Source organism: Amycolatopsis sp. NPDC059657, from assembly GCF_042734395.1.
Classification (GTDB): Bacteria; Actinomycetota; Actinomycetes; order Mycobacteriales; family Pseudonocardiaceae; genus Amycolatopsis.
In genome coordinates this window covers 30805-47542 of sequence record NZ_JBHWEB010000036.1, presented here as the reverse complement: position 1 = coordinate 47542, position 16738 = coordinate 30805, and the positions used below count along the sequence as shown (strand labels likewise).

At 66.2% G+C, this 16738-nt stretch carries 19 protein-coding genes; 11 read left to right on the top strand and 8 right to left on the bottom strand.

All coding sequences use genetic code 11. The features are described from left to right. Positions 1–50: 50 nt before the first annotated feature. The 3 genes from ACFV15_RS20810 to ACFV15_RS20800 form a co-directional block, all read right to left on the bottom strand. Positions 51–686, bottom strand: a complete 636-nt coding sequence (locus ACFV15_RS20810; protein WP_378352134.1) for a lamin tail domain-containing protein — start codon at positions 684–686, stop codon at positions 51–53. Positions 687–810: 124 nt separating this feature from the next. Then, positions 811–1089: a helix-turn-helix transcriptional regulator gene (locus tag ACFV15_RS20805; protein ID WP_378352133.1), complete on the bottom strand. Its 279-nt coding sequence runs from the start codon at positions 1087–1089 to the stop codon at positions 811–813. Between the two features lie 89 nt (positions 1090–1178). Then, positions 1179–1676: a lamin tail domain-containing protein gene (locus tag ACFV15_RS20800; protein WP_378352132.1), complete on the bottom strand. Its 498-nt coding sequence runs from the start codon at positions 1674–1676 to the stop codon at positions 1179–1181. Between the two features lie 310 nt (positions 1677–1986). On the opposite strand from ACFV15_RS20800, the gene ACFV15_RS20795 reads away from it, so the two are divergent. From ACFV15_RS20795 to ACFV15_RS20765, 7 genes are all read left to right on the top strand, one after another. After that, positions 1987–2577: a response regulator gene (locus ACFV15_RS20795; RefSeq protein WP_378352131.1), complete on the top strand. Its 591-nt coding sequence runs from the start codon at positions 1987–1989 to the stop codon at positions 2575–2577. 400 nt (positions 2578–2977) lie between these two features. Continuing rightward, positions 2978–3625, top strand: coding sequence for a response regulator (locus ACFV15_RS20790; RefSeq protein WP_378352130.1), 648 nt, complete (start codon positions 2978–2980; stop codon positions 3623–3625). 74 nt (positions 3626–3699) lie between these two features. After that, on the top strand, positions 3700–4809 hold the full coding sequence (rlmN, locus tag ACFV15_RS20785) for a 23S rRNA (adenine(2503)-C(2))-methyltransferase RlmN (RefSeq protein ID WP_378352129.1): 1110 nt from the start codon (positions 3700–3702) through the stop codon (positions 4807–4809). Positions 4810–5061: 252 nt separating this feature from the next. After that, a complete protein-coding gene (locus tag ACFV15_RS20780; RefSeq protein WP_378352128.1) occupies positions 5062–5550 on the top strand; it encodes a hypothetical protein in 489 nt (162 codons plus the stop codon). A 302-nt stretch (positions 5551–5852) separates the two neighbouring features. After that, the gene (locus ACFV15_RS20775) at positions 5853–6656 is read left to right on the top strand and encodes a hypothetical protein (protein ID WP_378352127.1); all 804 of its coding nucleotides are present in this window, start codon (positions 5853–5855) and stop codon (positions 6654–6656) included. Between the two features lie 242 nt (positions 6657–6898). Then, positions 6899–8026 carry an FAD-dependent oxidoreductase gene (locus tag ACFV15_RS20770; protein ID WP_378352126.1) on the top strand — a complete coding sequence of 376 codons (1128 nt, stop codon included), beginning with the start codon at positions 6899–6901 and terminating at the stop codon, positions 8024–8026. 26 nt (positions 8027–8052) lie between these two features. After that, the gene (locus ACFV15_RS20765) at positions 8053–8514 is read left to right on the top strand and encodes a hypothetical protein (protein WP_378352125.1); all 462 of its coding nucleotides are present in this window, start codon (positions 8053–8055) and stop codon (positions 8512–8514) included. On the opposite strand, the gene ACFV15_RS20760 is transcribed toward ACFV15_RS20765, so the two are convergent. Next, on the bottom strand, positions 8511–9593 hold the full coding sequence (locus ACFV15_RS20760) for an aldo/keto reductase (RefSeq protein ID WP_378352124.1): 1083 nt from the start codon (positions 9591–9593) through the stop codon (positions 8511–8513). The two genes, ACFV15_RS20765 and ACFV15_RS20760, sit on opposite strands and share 4 nt — an antisense overlap. Positions 9594–9720: 127 nt before the next feature. Here ACFV15_RS20760 and ACFV15_RS20755 point away from each other — a divergent pair, with 127 nt between their 5' ends. Beyond that, positions 9721–10581, top strand: coding sequence for an AraC family transcriptional regulator N-terminal domain-containing protein (locus ACFV15_RS20755; protein ID WP_378352165.1), 861 nt, complete (start codon positions 9721–9723; stop codon positions 10579–10581). Here ACFV15_RS20755 and ACFV15_RS20750 read toward each other — a convergent pair. Next, complete coding sequence (locus ACFV15_RS20750) at positions 10574–11770, bottom strand: branched-chain amino acid ABC transporter substrate-binding protein (protein ID WP_378352123.1); 1197 nt, start codon at positions 11768–11770, stop codon at positions 10574–10576. The two genes, ACFV15_RS20755 and ACFV15_RS20750, sit on opposite strands and share 8 nt — an antisense overlap. A 761-nt stretch (positions 11771–12531) precedes the next feature. Here ACFV15_RS20750 and ACFV15_RS20745 point away from each other — a divergent pair. Together ACFV15_RS20745 and ACFV15_RS20740 are read left to right on the top strand one after the other, a co-directional pair. Beyond that, entirely contained in the window at positions 12532–12924 is a 393-nt protein-coding gene (locus ACFV15_RS20745) for a hypothetical protein (RefSeq protein ID WP_378352122.1), read from the top strand. Beyond that, positions 12924–13970 (top strand): hypothetical protein, encoded by a 1047-nt coding sequence (locus ACFV15_RS20740; RefSeq protein WP_378352121.1) that lies wholly within the window; start codon positions 12924–12926, stop codon positions 13968–13970. Before ACFV15_RS20745 ends, ACFV15_RS20740 begins: the two co-directional genes overlap by 1 nt. Here the strand turns inward: ACFV15_RS20740 and ACFV15_RS20735 are convergent. Continuing rightward, the gene (locus ACFV15_RS20735; protein WP_378352120.1) at positions 13900–14619 is read right to left on the bottom strand and encodes a hypothetical protein; all 720 of its coding nucleotides are present in this window, start codon (positions 14617–14619) and stop codon (positions 13900–13902) included. The two genes, ACFV15_RS20740 and ACFV15_RS20735, sit on opposite strands and share 71 nt — an antisense overlap. Before the next feature lie 56 nt (positions 14620–14675). Here ACFV15_RS20735 and ACFV15_RS20730 point away from each other — a divergent pair, with 56 nt between their 5' ends. Further along, positions 14676–14906, top strand: coding sequence for a hypothetical protein (locus ACFV15_RS20730; protein WP_378352119.1), 231 nt, complete (start codon positions 14676–14678; stop codon positions 14904–14906). Here the strand turns inward: ACFV15_RS20730 and ACFV15_RS20725 are convergent. Then, entirely contained in the window at positions 14903–15742 is an 840-nt protein-coding gene (locus tag ACFV15_RS20725) for an ion transporter (protein WP_378352118.1), read from the bottom strand. The two genes, ACFV15_RS20730 and ACFV15_RS20725, sit on opposite strands and share 4 nt — an antisense overlap. A 59-nt stretch (positions 15743–15801) precedes the next feature. Then, a complete protein-coding gene (gene bla, locus ACFV15_RS20720; protein WP_378352117.1) occupies positions 15802–16722 on the bottom strand; it encodes a class A beta-lactamase in 921 nt (306 codons plus the stop codon). Positions 16723–16738 lie beyond the last annotated feature (16 nt).

Below are 16738 nucleotides of genomic sequence, written 5' to 3'. Positions count from 1 at the left end.
CAAAGAGGCCCCGGCCCGCCGAAGCGGACCGGGGCGGTCGGGGAAGGGGATCAGTTCAGCGCGCCGGGAGTACGCGCGTGCAGTGCGAAGTCGACCCGGTTGTTGTCGGTGTCCGTGCTCAGGATGTCGCGTGCGTTCGCGGCTTCGATCTGCTCGGTCACCGCGGTCTCCGGAAGCGCGGGCTGGCCTTCACGGGCGGCCGGGACCGTGGTGGAGAAGGCGACGCCGTCGAGCTTCGCGCCGGTCTGGTTGAAGATCGCGACGCCACCGTTGCTCGGGAGGCCTTCGACGCCCTGGAGGAACATCGGCAGCACGTTCGCCTCGTCGCTGATGGTGCCGGAGAAGTCCTGGCCGGTCAGCACCAGGAACTGGCCCGTGTTGCCCTTGGGCTGCAGCACGGTGCCCGCGGGCACCGAGATGACGCCGACCTGGCTGTTGGCCGAGTAGATGCGGATCTGGTAGCCGCTGAGGTTGACCGGCCGGTTGGCGACGTTCCGGATCTCGATGAACTCGTCCAGCTGGCCGTTCGGGCCGCGGGTGGAGACCTCGTTGACGACCACGGTGGACGAGACCATCGGCTGTGCCTCGGTCGAGGTGTCGTCGCCCTGTGCGTTCGCGACACCGGCGGTGGCGACTCCGATGGCCAGCATGGCGAAAGCGGCGGAACCACTCAGAAATCGGCGCATTGGTATTCCTTTCGGGGTTTTCGGGGGTGAGTACCGGCAAGGCGGGCTGGCTGTTTCCGAGTCCGCCCCGCCGGCTGATTCCATGGTGTCGCGGCGACTCCTCGCTAGAAAGGGGCCAATATCGTCAATTCTTCGCGGCCCTGCGGTGGTCGCGGGTGAGTGACGCGGCGGATTCGAGATCACACGGCGGCATTTCGAGCGCGCGACCGAGCCAATGACGCCAGTAGGGCCCGGGTATGCGTTTGCCGCGCTCCCATCGGGAGATGACTTCCCTGGTGATGCTGCTGTTGCCGGAAACGGACTGGAGTTTCTCGGCGAGATCGTGCTGGGAAAGACCCTGAAGACGTCTCCGCTGGGTGAGCAGTCCACTCATCGGCGACGGGTTTTCCGCGTTTCGCGGCACGACAATGCCCTTTCTCTCGAAAATTTATTTTCCGGACAGGAAGAATCGCTCCACGCGCGTGTCCGCGTGGAGCTGCTGGCAGAGGTGTCTTAGTGCTCCAGGTCGCAGCCGAAGTCGACGCGGTTGTCGTCGGTGTCGGTGCTGACCGCGTCGCGGGTGAGCGGCAATCCGCCACAGGGTCGCGCGGCGTCGCGCTCGCGGCAGGGCGAAGACGGCGCCCACGCGACCCGGTCGACCAGCGTCCGCTTGCGGTCCAGCAGTAGCTGGCCGTCACCGTCGATGGACTCGACGACGGTGTCCTGGCCTGCGAAGCCGGAGAAGTACTGACCGACGATGAGGTAGTGCCCGCCCGGTGGGATCGCGCTGCCTGCGGGCACCACGGCCAGGTCGGCGGGCATCGGGCCGCCGGTGCAGGACTTGATCGCCCAGCCGTCGAGCCTGACCGTGTCGCCGGAGGTGTTGTGCAGGTCGATGTAGCCCGCGGGCCCGCCGAGCACCTCGTGGATCTTCACCGGCTGCGCCGGGGTGGCCAATGGCAGGCCTGCCAGCGCGAGCGTCAGCGTCGCGCCTTGCCTGAACAAGTTCATGCTTCCATCACAGGTCAGAAACATGCTCTTGGTAAGGAACCGGAGGTCCCGAGTGTGCGGGGACCAATGGACCGGCGGTACCACCCTGGTACCGCCGGTACTCCCGTCCGGCGTCATCGAGTACCGGCGGGCACTTCCCGGCGGTGCGCACTCGGGTGCTGTCATCCTGGTGGCCGCAATTCTCGTACCTGTTTTCGCGATCAACTGCATTCGAATGGATCATCGTTGCCCGGCTGGTCGCCTACCTGGTTCACTCGTGGCCCTTAATCGCTTGGTCGGGAGTCGAATGGGCTACGTCACATTACTTGTCGTGGACGATCAGCCGCTTGTGCGCTATGCGTTACGCACATTGCTGGAATCACGTGCCGACGTTCAGTCGATTATCGAAGCGGGTTCCGAGCAGGAAGCGCTGCGCTCCTGTGCGAAAGACCTTCCTGACGTCGTGATAACGGAACTTTTCCTCGCGGGCGGCGCGGTCGGCGCCCGGATATGCCAGTACGTCAAGGCGAAGTCGGAAGAAGTCAAGGTCATGGTGTACACGTCCGCGTCGGCACCTTCCGCCGTCGCGGTCGCCATGAACGCCGGTGCCGACAGTTTCGTGCACAAGTCGATCGGTTGTGCGGAGCTGATCGAAGCGATCGAGCGAACGAAATCAGGGCAGCGGACTTGGATTCTCCGCGCCGCCTCCCTGCCGTTTCAGGCCAGGCCTGATTCGACGGCCGCTTTGACCCCGAGAGAAGAGGAGATACTCGAACTATTGCTCCATCGGTGGTCGAACGCGGAGATCGCCCAGGAGTTACGGCTGGCCAAGCAGACCGTGAAGAACTACGTCAGCCGGGTGCTCCAGAAGCTCGGGTTCGCCAGCCGCCGTGATCTGCTCCGCTCATTGGGATCCCGATGAATTCGTGGGTTCGTCGGTTCAGTCTATCCACTGTGGACAGCTGTCGGATGTTGCGCCGCACGGCCGTATCGGGTGTGCTATCGGCCCAACCTGCCTGCCGTCACCCGGCAGGAGGCCGAGGGGCGAGGAGAATGAGCCACCCGGGTCCTCTGGTCGGGGTTGAGCGTGAACGCACCGTGATCGCCTGCCCCGCGTCCGTGTCCCGGGTTCACCGGCCCGGCGCAGCCGGTGGTCCGGATCGCCAGCCGAGAGTCAGCCCGGCCGGTTCCCGTAGGCCTTGATCGGTCATTGTCGATCTCCAGCCGACTCGACAAGATGGTCGACTCTGACGGTTCCCCGGCGATGGCGCTCGGCGGATGCGGGGTGGAACGCCCTCGAGTGCGACAGGTGCGGAGGCACGGTGGAAAACATCAGCATGCTGGTGGTCGATGACGAGCCCGTCATCAGATACGCGCTGCGCAGCTTGTTCGGCGCGGCGGACGGCGTGCAGGAGGTGAACGAAGCCGGAACAGGCGCGGAAGCGATACTCGAGTGCGAGAAGAACAATCCCGACCTGGTGATCACAGAGCTCCGCCTGTCGGGGTCGGCGGATGGCGTGGAGATCTGCCAGTTCGCCAAGGAGCACCTCGACGGCGCCTCGGTGATGGTGTTCGCGGCCGACGCCTCGCCCGCGTCCGTCGCGGCGGCACTCAACGCGGGCGCCGACAGTTTCGTGCACAAGACCGCCAGCAACGCCGAGCTGGTCGACGCCGTCCGCCGCACACGCAGCGGCGAGCGCGCCTGGATACTCGGCGACGAGGAGGAGCGGACGCCCGGCGAGCGGGTCCCGGCCGCCGCGATGACGCTGACCCAACGCGAGGAGTCGGTACTCGCGCTGGTGCTGCGCCGCTGGTCCAACGCCGAGATCGCCGCCGAGATGTGTTTGGCCAGGCAGACCGTGAAGAACTACGTGAGCAGGGTCCTCCAGAAGCTGGGCTACGCCAGCCGCCGAGAGCTGTTCCGCTCACTCGACGTCAAGTCGAGCGACGAAGTGGTCAGCGCACAGTGATCAAATGGTCACATTGGGCGACCACTCGGGCGTGATGTGGCTCGCAAAGGCCGACATGGGACACTTGACCTGCTATGACTGCCCTCCCTCTCGTCTTCGACGCGCCCAAGCGCGGCCTCCCGCCGCGCCACCTTGCCGACCTCACCGCCGCCGAACGAGCCGAGGCCGTCGTCGCACTCGGCGAAAAGCCGTTCCGCGCGAAGCAGCTCTCGAACCACTACTTCTCCCGGCTCACCGTCGACCCGGAGGAGATGACCGACATCCCGGCCGCCTCCCGCCGGCGCCTGGTCGACGAGCTCATGCCGCCGCTGCTCACCGAGATCCGCGCACTCGCCTGCGACGACGGAGCCACCCGCAAGACGCTCTGGCGCGCGCACGACCGCACGCTGCTCGAGAGCGTCCTCATGCGCTACCCGGACCGCGCGACCCTCTGCATCTCCAGCCAGGCCGGCTGCGGCATGGCCTGCCCCTTCTGCGCCACCGGCCAGGGCGGCCTCGACCGCAACCTCTCCACGGCCGAGATCGTCGACCAGGTCCGCTCGGCCGCCGCGGTCATGCGCGACGGCTCGATGGCGGGCGGCCCCGGCCGCCTGTCGAACATCGTCTTCATGGGCATGGGCGAGCCGCTCGCCAACTACAAGCGCGTTGTCGCCGCTGTCCGCCGGATCACGGATCCGGCTCCTGAAGGTCTTGGGATTTCGCAGCGTTCGGTGACGGTGTCGACTGTGGGTTTGGCTCCGGCGATCCGGAAGCTGGCTGACGAGAAGATGCAAGTGCGGCTGGCGGTGTCGCTGCATACTCCGGACGATGAGCTGCGGGACACGTTGGTGCCGGTGAACAACCGGTGGTCGGTGGATGAGGTGCTGTCTGCGGCTCGGTACTACGCGGATGTTTCCGGTCGCCGGGTTTCCATTGAGTACGCGCTTATTCGGGACATCAACGATCAGCCGTGGCGTGCGGAGATGCTGGCGAAGGTGCTGCGTAAGCATCTCGGGCATTTGGTGCATGTGAATGTGATTCCGTTGAACCCGACTCCGGGTTCGAAGTGGGATGCGTCGCCGAAGCCTGTGGAGCGGGAGTTCGTGCGTCTGGTGAACGCCGGCGGTGTGGCCTGCACTGTCCGTGACACGCGTGGCCAGGAGATCGCGGCTGCTTGTGGTCAGTTGGCGGCTGAAGAAGGCTGATCGAGCTTGACACGATGCTGGGGTGAACGATCTGCGGGAGCACTCAGATCGGTGCTACCCCAGTAGCGAGAAGGTGCCGGAGACAGTCGCGCACGGGCCTCGATGTGCAAGCCGGGCATCATAAGCCCGGCTTCTATTCCGACTAAGGGGTTGTGAGTGACCGGCGATCAACTTTTGGTGGAAAGTATCGCCTCGGACTCTGTGTGACGGAGACTTCTTGTTTACGCACACCTCGGCCGCAGGGACAAGCTTATGATCTTCGACCTTGATCCACCTCGTGGTGTATCGCCTGTCCTTTTGGGAATGAGTGTCAATGAAGCTCGCAGCGCTATGGGGCACTGGGGCTTACCTGAGGATGTGGTGGGCGGGATCACGCCAGGGCTTCGGGTGCGAGACTCACGGCTTGAGTTCGACGTCTTCGCTCATTTTGAGGATGGATCGTCCGTTACGGCAATTGAAGTTTGGCGTCCGCTCGGAGAGTCTTCAGCTTCGGTTGTTTGGCAAGGAGTCGACATCTTTGGGAATTCTGCAGATGTCGTTCTGAGGAAGATTCGCGATCTTGGCAATGGGATTGACGAGTCGGACCCGCGGAGTCCCTGTTGTCCCGATGTTGCGATCGGATTTAACAGAACGGGCGGGCCTGAGTTTGCTGGACCGGCTCTTCCGGAATTCTTTGAGTCTGTACTAATTGCTGAGTCTGGCTACTATTCGGTTGAGGTTGACTTGGGGGAATTTAGCTGATTGCGGGCACTCGGCCCAAGGTTGCCCTGTTGACCCTGTTCGGCCAGTAGTGGCCTTCGCTGGACAGTGTCGCGGAAGCCTCTCGGACATTTTTGGCATACGAACGTCATCCCGATAAATCAGACCGCTGGTTCGAAATGGGATGAATCGCCAAAACCGGTCGGTGCGCGTGGGCAGGAGATCTCGGCCGAAGAGAACTGATCGACGCCGGGGTTGCCGCACCCCTTGAGTCGGTTATGCTGACGCGCCACCTGCTGGGGGTGCGTTAACAAAGCCGATTTGGATTTCTCTGGGGGATTTCTATGTCCACTCCGTCTTCGCCGATGCCCGAAAACTTCGGCGGTAACGCCGCGCCTGGCGCGAATGCGGATTCCGTCTGGCATGCGCCGGACCCGGCTCAGCAGGCACACGGCCACTTCGCTCCGGGCGTCGAGGGCAACCCCGCGCCGGGTATGCCTCGCTATCCGGGGCACGGCGGGCTGTCCTGCCGCTTCTGCGGTTCGGTCCCCGCTGAGATGGCGACCTTCCGCGGCCACCAGGGCCTGCTGTTCATCATGCGTTTCCTGAAGCTCGAGGGTCCGTTCTGCCGCACCTGCGGTGTCGCCACGCACCGCGCCATGACCGCCAAGAGCCTGTGGCAGGGCTGGTGGGGTCTCGCGTCCATGGTGATCAACCCGATCACCATGCTGATCAACCTCCCGCAGCGCGCGAAGATCAACAAGCTCGCCGAACCGATGCCTGGCGCTCCCGGGCAGCCGATGAACCCTGGCAAGCCGCTCTTCCTGCGTGTCGCCATCATCGGCCTGGTGGTCCCGGCGCTGGTGGTCTTCGCGATCGTCAACGCTGTCCGGCACGACGCGTCGTACGCCTCGGTCGGCGACTGCGTGCACAACGCGCACACGATGGTGTCGGGAGTCGAGGACTCCCACCCGGACGTCTCCGTGATCGAGTGCTCGGACCCGCGGGCCGACGCCAAGATCGTGGGCAAGGTGAAGGACAGCTCGGCAGGTGCGAGCGCCTGCCGGCAGTTCAGCGACGCTGACGGCTACTACGTGGAGGAACAGGGTCGCAGCAAGTTCACCCTCTGCCTGCACTTCCTGAAGTAGCGGCTAGTCGGGTTTCGCGAAGATCCTAGGAGTTCTGGACGGAATGAACGGGGCGTATGTGTCCTCAGCGTTGTGAACGTGGGGTTCATGCGTTCAACCGGCCTTCGCGGCATCCGAGGATTGCCAGGCTGACTCCGCGCTGGCAGGGCTTGACAGGCTCATGTCAGCGTCATGTGCGGCTGGTGCCAGCGGTTCTCGGCAGGCTCTGGAACAGAAATTCCGGAGACGGCTAAGGAGCCTCAATGCACACCCCAGTCACGATCATCGGCGCCGGGCTCGGCGGCCTCACCCTCGCCCGTGTCCTGCAGGTCCACGGGATCCCGGCCACCGTCTACGAGGCGGAGGCCGGCCCGATGGCGCGCACGCAGGGCGGGATGCTCGACATCCACGACTACAACGGGCAGCTCGCCGTCGAGGCGGCGCGTCTGGTCGACGAGTTCCGCGGGCTCATCCTCGAGGGACGGCAGGCGATGCGGATCGTCGATGAAAATGGCCACCTCGTGTTCGAGAAGGTCGACGACGGCACGGGCGGGCGGCCCGAGGTGCAGCGTGGTGAGCTGCGGCAGGTGTTGCTCGACTCGCTGCCGGACGGCACCGTGCGGTGGGGATGCAAGGTCACCGGTGCCCGTGCGCTGGGAGGCGGACGGCATGAGGTGACGTTCGCCGGCGGCGACACCGTCGTCACGAGCCTGCTCGTCGGCGCGGACGGGGCTTGGTCGCGGATCCGGCCGCTGCTCAGTGATGCCACACCCGAGTATCAGGGCGAAAGCTGCGTCGAGACCTACCTGTTCGATGCCGACACCCGGCATCCCGCCGTCGCGAAGATGGTCGGCGGCGGGACGCTGTCCGCGAATGGGCCCTCGACGGACCGGGGGATCAACGCGCATCGCGAGCGGGGTGACACCTTGCACGCGTACACGCTGCTCACCCGGCCGCTGGAGTGGTTCGACGCCGTCGATTTCGCCGATCCGGCCGTGGCCTCCGCGCGGATCGCCGCGGAATTCGAGGGCTGGGCGCCGGAACTCACCGCGCTGATCACCGCCAGCGACACCGCGCCGGTCCTGCGTCGTTTTTACGCGCTGCCGCTGGGGCACCGCTGGGATCGGCTGCCGGGAGCCACCCTGGTCGGCGACGCAGCCCATGTCACCGCTCCGAACGGGGAAGGCGCCAACCTCGCCATGCTGGACGGCGCGGAACTCGGCAAGGCGCTCGCCGCGCACCCCGGCGACGTCGAGTCCGCGCTCGCCGCCCACGAGCGGGACATGTTCTTCCGCAACGAAAATCCGATCGATGAGGAAGCCCTTTTCGAGAGCTTGTTCGGCGAAGAGGTTCCGCAGCGCGTTATCGATGCCTTCAGCCGAGGCGAGTAGCCGTCAGACATGGTTGGCTCGAAGCCGTGAACGCCGAACAGATCACCGCGGCCTTCGAAGACATCTTCGACCAGGCCCTCGTTTTTCATGGCTACACCGACTACATGCGTGACTACGACGTCATCGTCTACGCCAAGTCGGGCACCGAGTCCGAGCATCTGCGGTACCGCTTCAAGTACTGCGTCCGCGCGGAGGTGGCCTCGGCGGTGTCGTCGGACATCTGGCGCCGGTCGACCGACGAGCGGCTGGTCGACGGCTGGCAGGAGCTCGACCTGGACGGCTACGTCTGGGGCGTCCGCTGGCAGGTGCTGTACCCCGGCGCGAAGCTGGTGTCGAAGTCCGAGCGAGCCGAAGCGTGGTCGCGGCGGACCGGGCTGCCGTTCCACGAAGCGCTGATCGAAGCCAATGGGCACACCATCGCGCTGGTGTTCTCCGATCTGGTGGTCGAGCACATCGAGCCGGGGTATGCCCCTTTCACCGTGGACTAATAGCGGACGTCGCTTTGCAGCAGCGGGGGATAGACAGCGGACGATTCACCGTCCACTGTGGTCCCGGCGAACTGGAGCATGGCCCGCTGCGCGCCGTGCATCGGCGCCGGGTAGTTCAGCGCCGGGGCCGACACCTCGTCCAGCCTCCGCAGGTGGTCCGGCGTGAGCGTGATGTCGAGTGCGGCGAGGTTGGTGTCGAGGTGTTCGATGCGGCGGGCGCCGAGGATGGGGACCACGGTGCCTTGGCGGGCGCGGAGCCAAGCCAGCGACACGGCCGCCGAGGTGGTCTCGAGTTCGTCGGCGATGGCGGCGACGGCGTCGATGACCGTGAACTCGGCTTCGCTGGGGCCGCCGACATAGGCGGCGCGGGCGGAGTCGGAAACCTCGGCGCCGCGGCGGTATTTGCCGGACAGGAAGCCGTTCTTCAAGGGGCTCCAGGGGACCAGTGCCATGCCCTGATCGAGTGCGAGTGGCGCGAGTTCGCCCTCGACGGTGCGTGCCAGCAACGAATACTCGACCTGGAGCGCGATCAACGGCGTCCAGGACTTCAGTAGCGCGGTGGTCTGGGCCTGTGCGGTGAACCAGGCGGGCGTGTTGGAGAAACCGAGGTAACGGATCTTGCCTGTTCCTGCCAGGTCGTCGAGAGTGCGCAGGGTTTCCTCGATCGGGGTGTGCTTGTCCCAGTTGTGCAGCCAGTACAGGTCGAGGTAGTCGGTGCGCATGCGGCGCAGGGTCTCGTCGAGCTGGGCGATGATCGACGAGCGGCCCGCGCCGCCGCCGTTGGGGTCGCCTGGGAAGAGGTTGCCGAAGAACTTCGACGCCAGCACCACGCGCTCACGGCGTCCAGGATGGGCGGCGAACCAGTCGCCGAGGATCTTCTCTGAGTGGCCGTTGCTGTAGAAATTCGCTGTGTCGATGAAGTTTCCGCCGCGGTCGAGGTAGGTCGCGAGTATCTTCTCCGACTCTTCGACGCCGCAGCCCGCGCTGCCGGGGTCGCCGCCGAAAGTCATCGCGCCGAGTGCGAACGGGCTGACGCGCAGCCCGGAGCGGCCGAGGGTGACGTAGTGGTCGAGCGCCATGATGGTGACTCCTCCGTGGTCGATTCGGTCCTCCTATCGAAGCGCGAGTGGCCGCCGCACGGTAGACCGATCCGCGCCATCGATTGCACAATCCTCTCGACTTCGCGACTATTGGACTATGCGAGACCTGCTGGACGAGATCCGCGCGATCATCGCGGCCCACGCCGGGCCGGATCAGCTGACGCCGATCGACGGGCTGCTGGTGTCCAAGGTGGAGACGACGGCGCCGGACTATTCGCTGACCGAGCCGTTGCTGGTCGTCATGGCGCAGGGTGGCAAGCGCATGCTGCTCGGCGACGAGGTGTTCGAGTACCGCGCGGGGCAATGCCTGGTGGTGACGGCCGATCTGCCCGTCTCCGGCCATTTCCTCGATGCGACCCCGCGGACGCCGGCACTGGGCATGGGGCTGGTGCTGCGCCCTGCCGTCATCGCGCCGTTGCTGCTGGAGGCTCCGGCCCAGCCCCGTGGCGCGACCGGGCTGCCCGCGATGGGGACCGTCGACGCGGATGCCGATCTGCTCGACGCCGTCTGCCGGATGCTCCGGCTGCTCGATCGTCCCGCGGACGCAGGCGTGCTGGCCCCGCTGATCGAGCGCGAGATCCTCTGGCGGCTGCTCACCGGGCCGCACGGCGCGATGATCCGCCAGATCGGCATGGCCGAGAGCGGCCTGACCTACGTGCGCAGGGCGATCCGCTGGATTCGGGACAACTACGCCGAACCCATGCGGATCGAGGACCTCGCCCGGCTGGCCGGGATGAGCCCGTCCGCCTTCCACCGGCACTTCCGCGCGGTCACCGCGATGAGCCCGCTGCAGTTCCAGAAACGCATCCGGCTCCAGGAGGCGCGTTCACTGCTGATCGCCCGTGCCGGCGACGTCGCGGGCGTCGGGCATCTCGTCGGCTACGACAGCCCGTCACAGTTCAACCGGGAGTACCGCCGCCTCTTCGGTGCTCCGCCCGGCCAGGACGTATCGCGGCTTCTCAGCTGATCTGGCCGTAGTTGACGATCTTCCCGTTCTCGACCTTGTAGCCCCACACGGGAGTCTCGATCAGCTCGCCCTTTTCGGCCCATTTGAAGCGTTTGGTAAGCCCTTGTCCGGTGTACGTCTTGACGAAGTCGAGGAGCCCCTGGCGGTCAACGATGCCCTTGTCGATTCCCGCGATGAGGATCGTCATGGCGTCGTAAGCCTCGACCGCGTAGGTGCCGGGCTCCTGGCCTTCCAGCTTTTGATAAGCGGTCGTGAAGTCCTTGAAGTTGGTCTCCGGCACGCACGGGCAGGTGAAGAACGACCGCGCCGCCGCTTTGCCTGCCGCCTGGAGGTACTCCTCGTTCTTGATCCCGTCCGGCCCGACGAACTTGACCTGCAGGCCCGCCGCGTCGAGCTGGTTCGCGAGCGGCCCCGCCTCGGGGTAGTAGCCGGAGTAGAAGATCGTGTCGGGCTTCTCGGTCTCCATTTTGCTGACCACGGAACCGAATTCCGTCTGGCCCTGCTTGACCTTGGCGGTGCAGACCGCCTTGTCGCCGAGCGCGTCGATCACGGCCTTGCCCAGGTCGGTGCCGTACGGCGAGTCGTCGCTGACCACGCAGATCCGCTGGGACTCGAGCTTCACGGTCATCAGCTTCGCGGCGGCCGGTCCCTGCGCGGCGTCACTGGCCAACGCGCGGAAGAAGGTGTCCCAGCCGTTGTCCGCCAGCGACGGGTTGGTGGCCGACGGGGTGATCTGGACCAGTTTCGCCTGGTTGAACAGTCCGCCCGCGACTTTCGCCTCACCGGAGAACGAGGTGCCGACGACGCCGAGCACCGACGAGTCGGCGACGACCTGGTTCACGGCGGCCGCCGTCTTTTCCGGCTTGCCCTCGGTCTCGAACTGCTTCAGCGTGATCTGGCAGTCGGCGTTGGCCTGGTTGTGGAGTTTCACGGCCAGGTCGGCGCCGCGCACGATGTTCTGCCCGAGCGCGGCGTTGACGCCGTTGACGGTGCCGACGTAGCCCACCGAGACGTTCCGGCACTGGGCGCGCCCGTCGCCCTTCGGGTCGGCGGCCTCCGCGTACAGCTTCGGCGCGTTGAACAGCGAGGGGTCTTCCGAGGATCCGCTGCCGCCGGAAGAGCAACCGAGCGTGGCCAGTGGAATGACCGTGAGCACTGCAAGAAGGGCCGCGTGTCGTGCCTTTGCCACACTTTCTCCTAACTTCCCGCGGCCGCCAAGTCTCAGCCCGGCCTGAAATCGGGCGACCGACTTGGCGGCTGAACGTAGCCGCCTTGAGCCGCGATGGACAGAGGGTCATCCCGCCTTGTATCCACCTCGTGACGATGTCACCGCTTGAATTTGTACGGTTACCGCAATCGCCCGGTCAGGTGGTTGCGGTCGGTGAGTCTTGGGCGCTCTCCGTGATATCCGGCGATTTTCGCCGCTCGGACGCCAACGTTGTCACCGTTCGGTGCTCACATGATGCGTGCCTGCTTTGCGAGTGACCCACAAAGCGATGAGCTGGGACGATGATCGCGAAGAGTGCGACCCGAGCATCCCGGTCATTCGGCGCGGGTGACGTGATCCGGGTGAACCCGACGCCACGTCCCAAGCCGGACGTTCCACCGAAGCGGGTTTCGTTCGCCTGATCGACGCAGAGGCGTCGGCGGGCACGGTGCGTGACACGCGCTGGGCGTGCGAACGAATTCCGCGTCGCCGTTCGTGAATGTGAATCACGATGTGAAAATAAGCACAGGGCAGATTCACGTAACGCTGATCGGAAACGCGATGGAGGCGTCCGCTCGGGAGTCATTGGGAAAGAATCCGACCCGAATGGCAGTGCCGATGTGTGTGCGTGAATGGGCATCGTCCGGTCCTCCCCAGGCCGTTGCTAGGGGATCGCGGCCGCCCGCCGCGGCGTTACCGTCGTCGGCGGGCGATCGGTCATACTCGATGCCGGGGTGATGCGCATGCGGCCGGCTCGAGTGCTCCGTCGTCTACTCCCGTTCGCGGTGCTCGCGCTCCCCGGCGGTCATCACGGCGGGATCCTGCCTGGTGTCCAGGTCAATGGCTCACACCGGTGGGCGGCCGTTTGCGACGCATGCAACCGGGTCCAGAAAACCTTGGTGGCCCGCCAAGCCGGTGTGCGGTGCAGTCGATGCGAGAAGCCGTGCGGCCTGCCTCTGCCGCTGAGCCGTTGCAGGGCCGACGAATGCGGGAGGGTGCTCGTCTACGCGACGGTGGCCAAGAGCCGGATCCGGAGACGATGCGACCAGGGCACGCACCATCCGGCGCCGCGCTTCACGGGCACGCTGAACGCGAACGGCAGGACGTACGACTTCGCCCCAGACGGACGTGCCTGATGTGGTTCGCGACGCTGCTCACCTCGGGTGCCGCCTCGTTCGGCCGGATCCTGATCGCCGGTCTGCTGCCCAACTCGGTGACCATCGTCTTCGTCTGGCTGCTGATCAGGGCGCACAGCTTCTCCGGGGCCAGTGACTGGAACTTGCCGCTTCCCACGGACCTGAAGACGGACCTGGTCCAGGTTCTGTTCGCACTGCTGGTGATCACCTTGCTCACCGTGCTGGTGCAGCCGTTCCAGGTACGCATGATCCGTCTGCTCGAAGGGTATTGGGAGGGCTGGTGGCTGACCGCGCGGATCGCGCCGGTGCTGGTCGAGTACCAGACCCGTAAGCGGGAGACGCTCGCGGCGCGGATCAACGATCTAGGCGACCGGATCGGCGAACTCCGCGACTCGGCCGTGGAAACCTTGCAGGAACAGCGAAAACGACAGCGATACCAAGCGCGGATGGCCGCGGCGCGGCGCCGGGCCACGGTCAAGCTCGAGCAATATCCCCGGCCGACGGAACAAGATCCGCAAACACCGTTGCTGCCGACCGCGCTCGGCAACGCGCTCCGGACCGGGGAGACTTCGGCAGGCGAGCGCTATGGCTTGAACACCTTGGCTTCCTGGCCGCGGCTGTACCCGTTGCTGTCCGAGAAGCTCGCCACGCTGCAAGCCTCGGCCCGTGATTCGCTCGACGCCGCGGCCAACTTCTGCGTCAGCTTCTTCGTGGTCGCCCTCATCGCGGTCGTCGCACTCGCGGACGAGCCGAAGGCGTACTGGATCCCGGCGCTGGCGTTCAGTCTCTGCTGCCTGTCCTACCTCGGTTCGGTCGCGGCCGCGGTCACCTTCACGACCTATCTGCGGGTCGCCTACGACCTGCACCGTTTCGACCTGGTCAAAGCACTGCACCACAAGCTGCCGGACACGCCTGCCGAAGAATACGAGCTGTTCGCCAGTCTGTCGGAATTCTTCCGCGCCGAATCGGCCGACGTCATTGCGGACGGGCTGGTATTGGACCTGTTGGCGGATCGGCTTTACGACCATTCCGCCGAGCCGGATTAGTCCTCGACACAGTCACGATTCCGCAGAATCCGAGCACGCGAAGCCGGATTTCGGTTTCGCCGGTGCCGATCAGGCCGCGGATCGGGGTGAGCGGCGCGCCCGCCGAGTGCAGGTCCACCCGCCAACCGTCCGGAATCGTCAGGTGGACGTGCCCGAACACGGCGGTCACCCGCACGGCGCTGGGCGGCGTGTCCAGCAGTGACAAGTCGGCTTTGAGTTCTCCTAGGATCGCGCGCGGCTGAAGGACATCGGAAGACCGAGCGACCACCCGGCCGGTCGTCAGGATCCTGGTCCACGACGCCGCCAAGCCGGAACCCGCGGACAGCAGGAGCAGCATGCCCGTCACCGCGATGACGGCCGGGATCACGATGTCCAGCAGGGTTCGCGCCGCGACGCCGTCGCGCAGTGCCAGCCCCAGTACGGCCGCGAAGGCGAGCACGCTCGGGGCGAGCAGGGATTCGAGGCGCAGGGTCGACCGCAGCAGGTTGACCGCCGCCAGCGCCAGCAACGCCCACGGCCACCAGGTGCCGAGCACCTCCCCGGCGAGCCGGAGCCGCGCCGTGGTGTCGCCGAGCAGGTAGCCGCCCGCGACGGCCAGCGGAAGGCCGATCCAGATCTTGGCCTTCAGGCTGCCCGGATCACCTCGCACGCCAGCAGGATAGACGGAGCGTCTCCGGTCGCTACGCTTGAAGGCGTGAGACAGGCATGACGGACGAAGAGATCCTCGTCGGGTTCGCGCTGACCCGGCTGGACAATCCCGGGCTCGAGATGGAGGAGGTCGCCGCGTTGTTCCTGCGGCGGGCGGGCCAGGAACTCGTGACCGAGTTCGCGTCCCGCAACCTCGCCACTCGCGACGAGCTGCGCGGGGCGTTGTTCCCCGCCGCCGTCGAGCATGTGCTCCGGGTGGTGCTGACGTTGCGGGGACCGGCCGACTAGCGGCGGTGCTGCTCGTCGAACTCGTTCGCCGCCAGCCGTTCGGTGCGTGCGCGCAGCTGATGCTGGATGTCCACCGCGCCCTCCTCGTTGAGGCCGAGTTCGACCGCGCGCCGGATCTGCTCGCGGTTCTCGCGGACGACCGACGAGAAGAAGTCGTCGATGCGCGGGTCGAGCAGCACCTCGAGCACGACGCGGAACGACGTGTCGACGACGGAGTGCACGATCTCGCCGTGGAACGGGATGCGCTTGAGCTTGCCGAGCTGGGGGTCCTGGGTGACCTTCTCGGCGATGATGGCCTGCAGCTCGGTTTTGTGCTCATTGAGCGATTTGGCCAGGTTTTCCGGATAGTTCCCGGTTTCGAGCACCTTGACCACCTCGTCGAGCACGGCGATGGTGACCGGCTTCTTGATCGCGCGCACGATCGGCTCGGACATCTTGTCCACCAGCCGGTAGGTGAACTGCTCGCCGACCACCCGGTCCGCCGCCCGGCCGACGCGGACCAGCAGCAGGAGCGTGGCGAGAAAGTGATGCGCCGCCAGCGTGGGATGGGTGAACGGGATCATCGCGAACAGCTCGTACCAGTTGCGGACGAGAAACCGTTTCGACCAGCCGTGCTTGCGCCAGCGCCACAGGATTTCGAGCAGGAACACCGCGCAGATGCCGCTGTCGACGTAGAAGATCCACATCCCCGCGTCGCGTGACGGCGGGCTGAGCAGCACGAAGCCGAGCAGGCCGACCGAAACCACGGACAGCAGGAACATCACCCAGTCGTCGGCGCGCACATTTCCGGGGAGCAGCCCGCTGTTGAGCTCCGGTTCGGCTCGGGTCGTGGCCATGCGGGAGTCTCCAGACGTGTGCTGCGTGCTTGCCACCCGCGACCTTATCGGCGGATGGCTCACTGGGCCGGGACGAGCGCTTTCGCGACGATCGTGGCGGCCTTGGCGACGGTCTCCGCGCCTGCCGTGGACTTCGGGTCGGCCGGCGCGGTGAAGACGGTGATCACCAGCGGCGCGCGCCCTGGCGGCCAGACGACCGCGATGTCGTTGATCTCGCCTTCGAAGCCGGAGCCGGTCTTGTCGCCGACCACCCAGCCGGACGGCACGCCGGCGCGGATCTGCTTGCCGCCGGTGGTGTTCGCCTTCAGCCACCCGGTGAGCAGATCGCGACCGGCCGGGTCGAGCGCGTCGCCGAGCACCAGTGCGCGCAGGTCGGCGGCCAGCTGGGCGGGCGTCGACGTGTCGCGCTCGTCGCCGCCGGTGTTCAGATCCGGTTCGATCCGGTCCATGCGGGTGACCTGGTCGCCCAGCGTGCGGACGAACGCCGTCGCGGCCTGCGGGCCGCCGAGTTCGGCGAACAGCAGGTTGTCCGCGGTGTTGTCGCTGACGGTGACAGCGGCTTCGCACAGCGCGGAGACGGTCATGCCGTCGGCGATGTGCTGCGACGTGACCGGCGCGTGCTTCTGCAGTTGCGACCTGTCGTAGTGGATCACCTTGTCCAGCAAGCCGGGCCGCTCGGTGCGCAGCCGCAGTATCGCGGCCGCGACCAGCGCTTTGTGCGTGGAGCACATGAGGAACCGCTCGTCGGCGCGATGCCCGATCGCGGTGCCGCTGCCGGTGTCGAGCGCGTAGACGCCGAGGCGTCCCTTCCACTCGGCTTCCAGTGCGGCCAGCGCCTTTTCGGCCGCGGCCACGTCGGGGGACGGTGGCTTGGGTGGCCGCGGTGCGGGTTGCCGGCCAGGGTCCGAGGCGCAACCGGCGAGCACGGTGCCCAGTCCCGCCAGTATCAGCAGACGACGGGACAGCTGCGGGCCGGTCATGAAATCTCCTCCTGAT

Bases quoted from the DNA above. Each gene is read 5' to 3' on its own strand.
- ACFV15_RS20810 (WP_378352134.1), bottom strand. From the start codon at position 686: ATGCGCCGATTTCTGAGTGGTTCCGCCGCTTTCGCCATGCTGGCCATC.
- ACFV15_RS20800 (WP_378352132.1), bottom strand. From the start codon at position 1,676: ATGAACTTGTTCAGGCAAGGCGCGACGCTGACGCTCGCGCTGGCAGGC.
- rlmN (WP_378352129.1), top strand. From the start codon at position 3,700: ATGACTGCCCTCCCTCTCGTCTTCGACGCGCCCAAGCGCGGCCTCCCG.
- ACFV15_RS20780 (WP_378352128.1), top strand. From the start codon at position 5,062: ATGATCTTCGACCTTGATCCACCTCGTGGTGTATCGCCTGTCCTTTTG.
- ACFV15_RS20775 (WP_378352127.1), top strand. From the start codon at position 5,853: ATGTCCACTCCGTCTTCGCCGATGCCCGAAAACTTCGGCGGTAACGCC.
- ACFV15_RS20770 (WP_378352126.1), top strand. From the start codon at position 6,899: ATGCACACCCCAGTCACGATCATCGGCGCCGGGCTCGGCGGCCTCACC.
- ACFV15_RS20760 (WP_378352124.1), bottom strand. From the start codon at position 9,593: ATGGCGCTCGACCACTACGTCACCCTCGGCCGCTCCGGGCTGCGCGTC.
- ACFV15_RS20745 (WP_378352122.1), top strand. From the start codon at position 12,532: ATGCGGCCGGCTCGAGTGCTCCGTCGTCTACTCCCGTTCGCGGTGCTC.
- ACFV15_RS20740 (WP_378352121.1), top strand. From the start codon at position 12,924: ATGTGGTTCGCGACGCTGCTCACCTCGGGTGCCGCCTCGTTCGGCCGG.
- ACFV15_RS20730 (WP_378352119.1), top strand. From the start codon at position 14,676: ATGACGGACGAAGAGATCCTCGTCGGGTTCGCGCTGACCCGGCTGGAC.
- ACFV15_RS20725 (WP_378352118.1), bottom strand. From the start codon at position 15,742: ATGGCCACGACCCGAGCCGAACCGGAGCTCAACAGCGGGCTGCTCCCC.
- bla (WP_378352117.1), bottom strand. From the start codon at position 16,722: ATGACCGGCCCGCAGCTGTCCCGTCGTCTGCTGATACTGGCGGGACTG.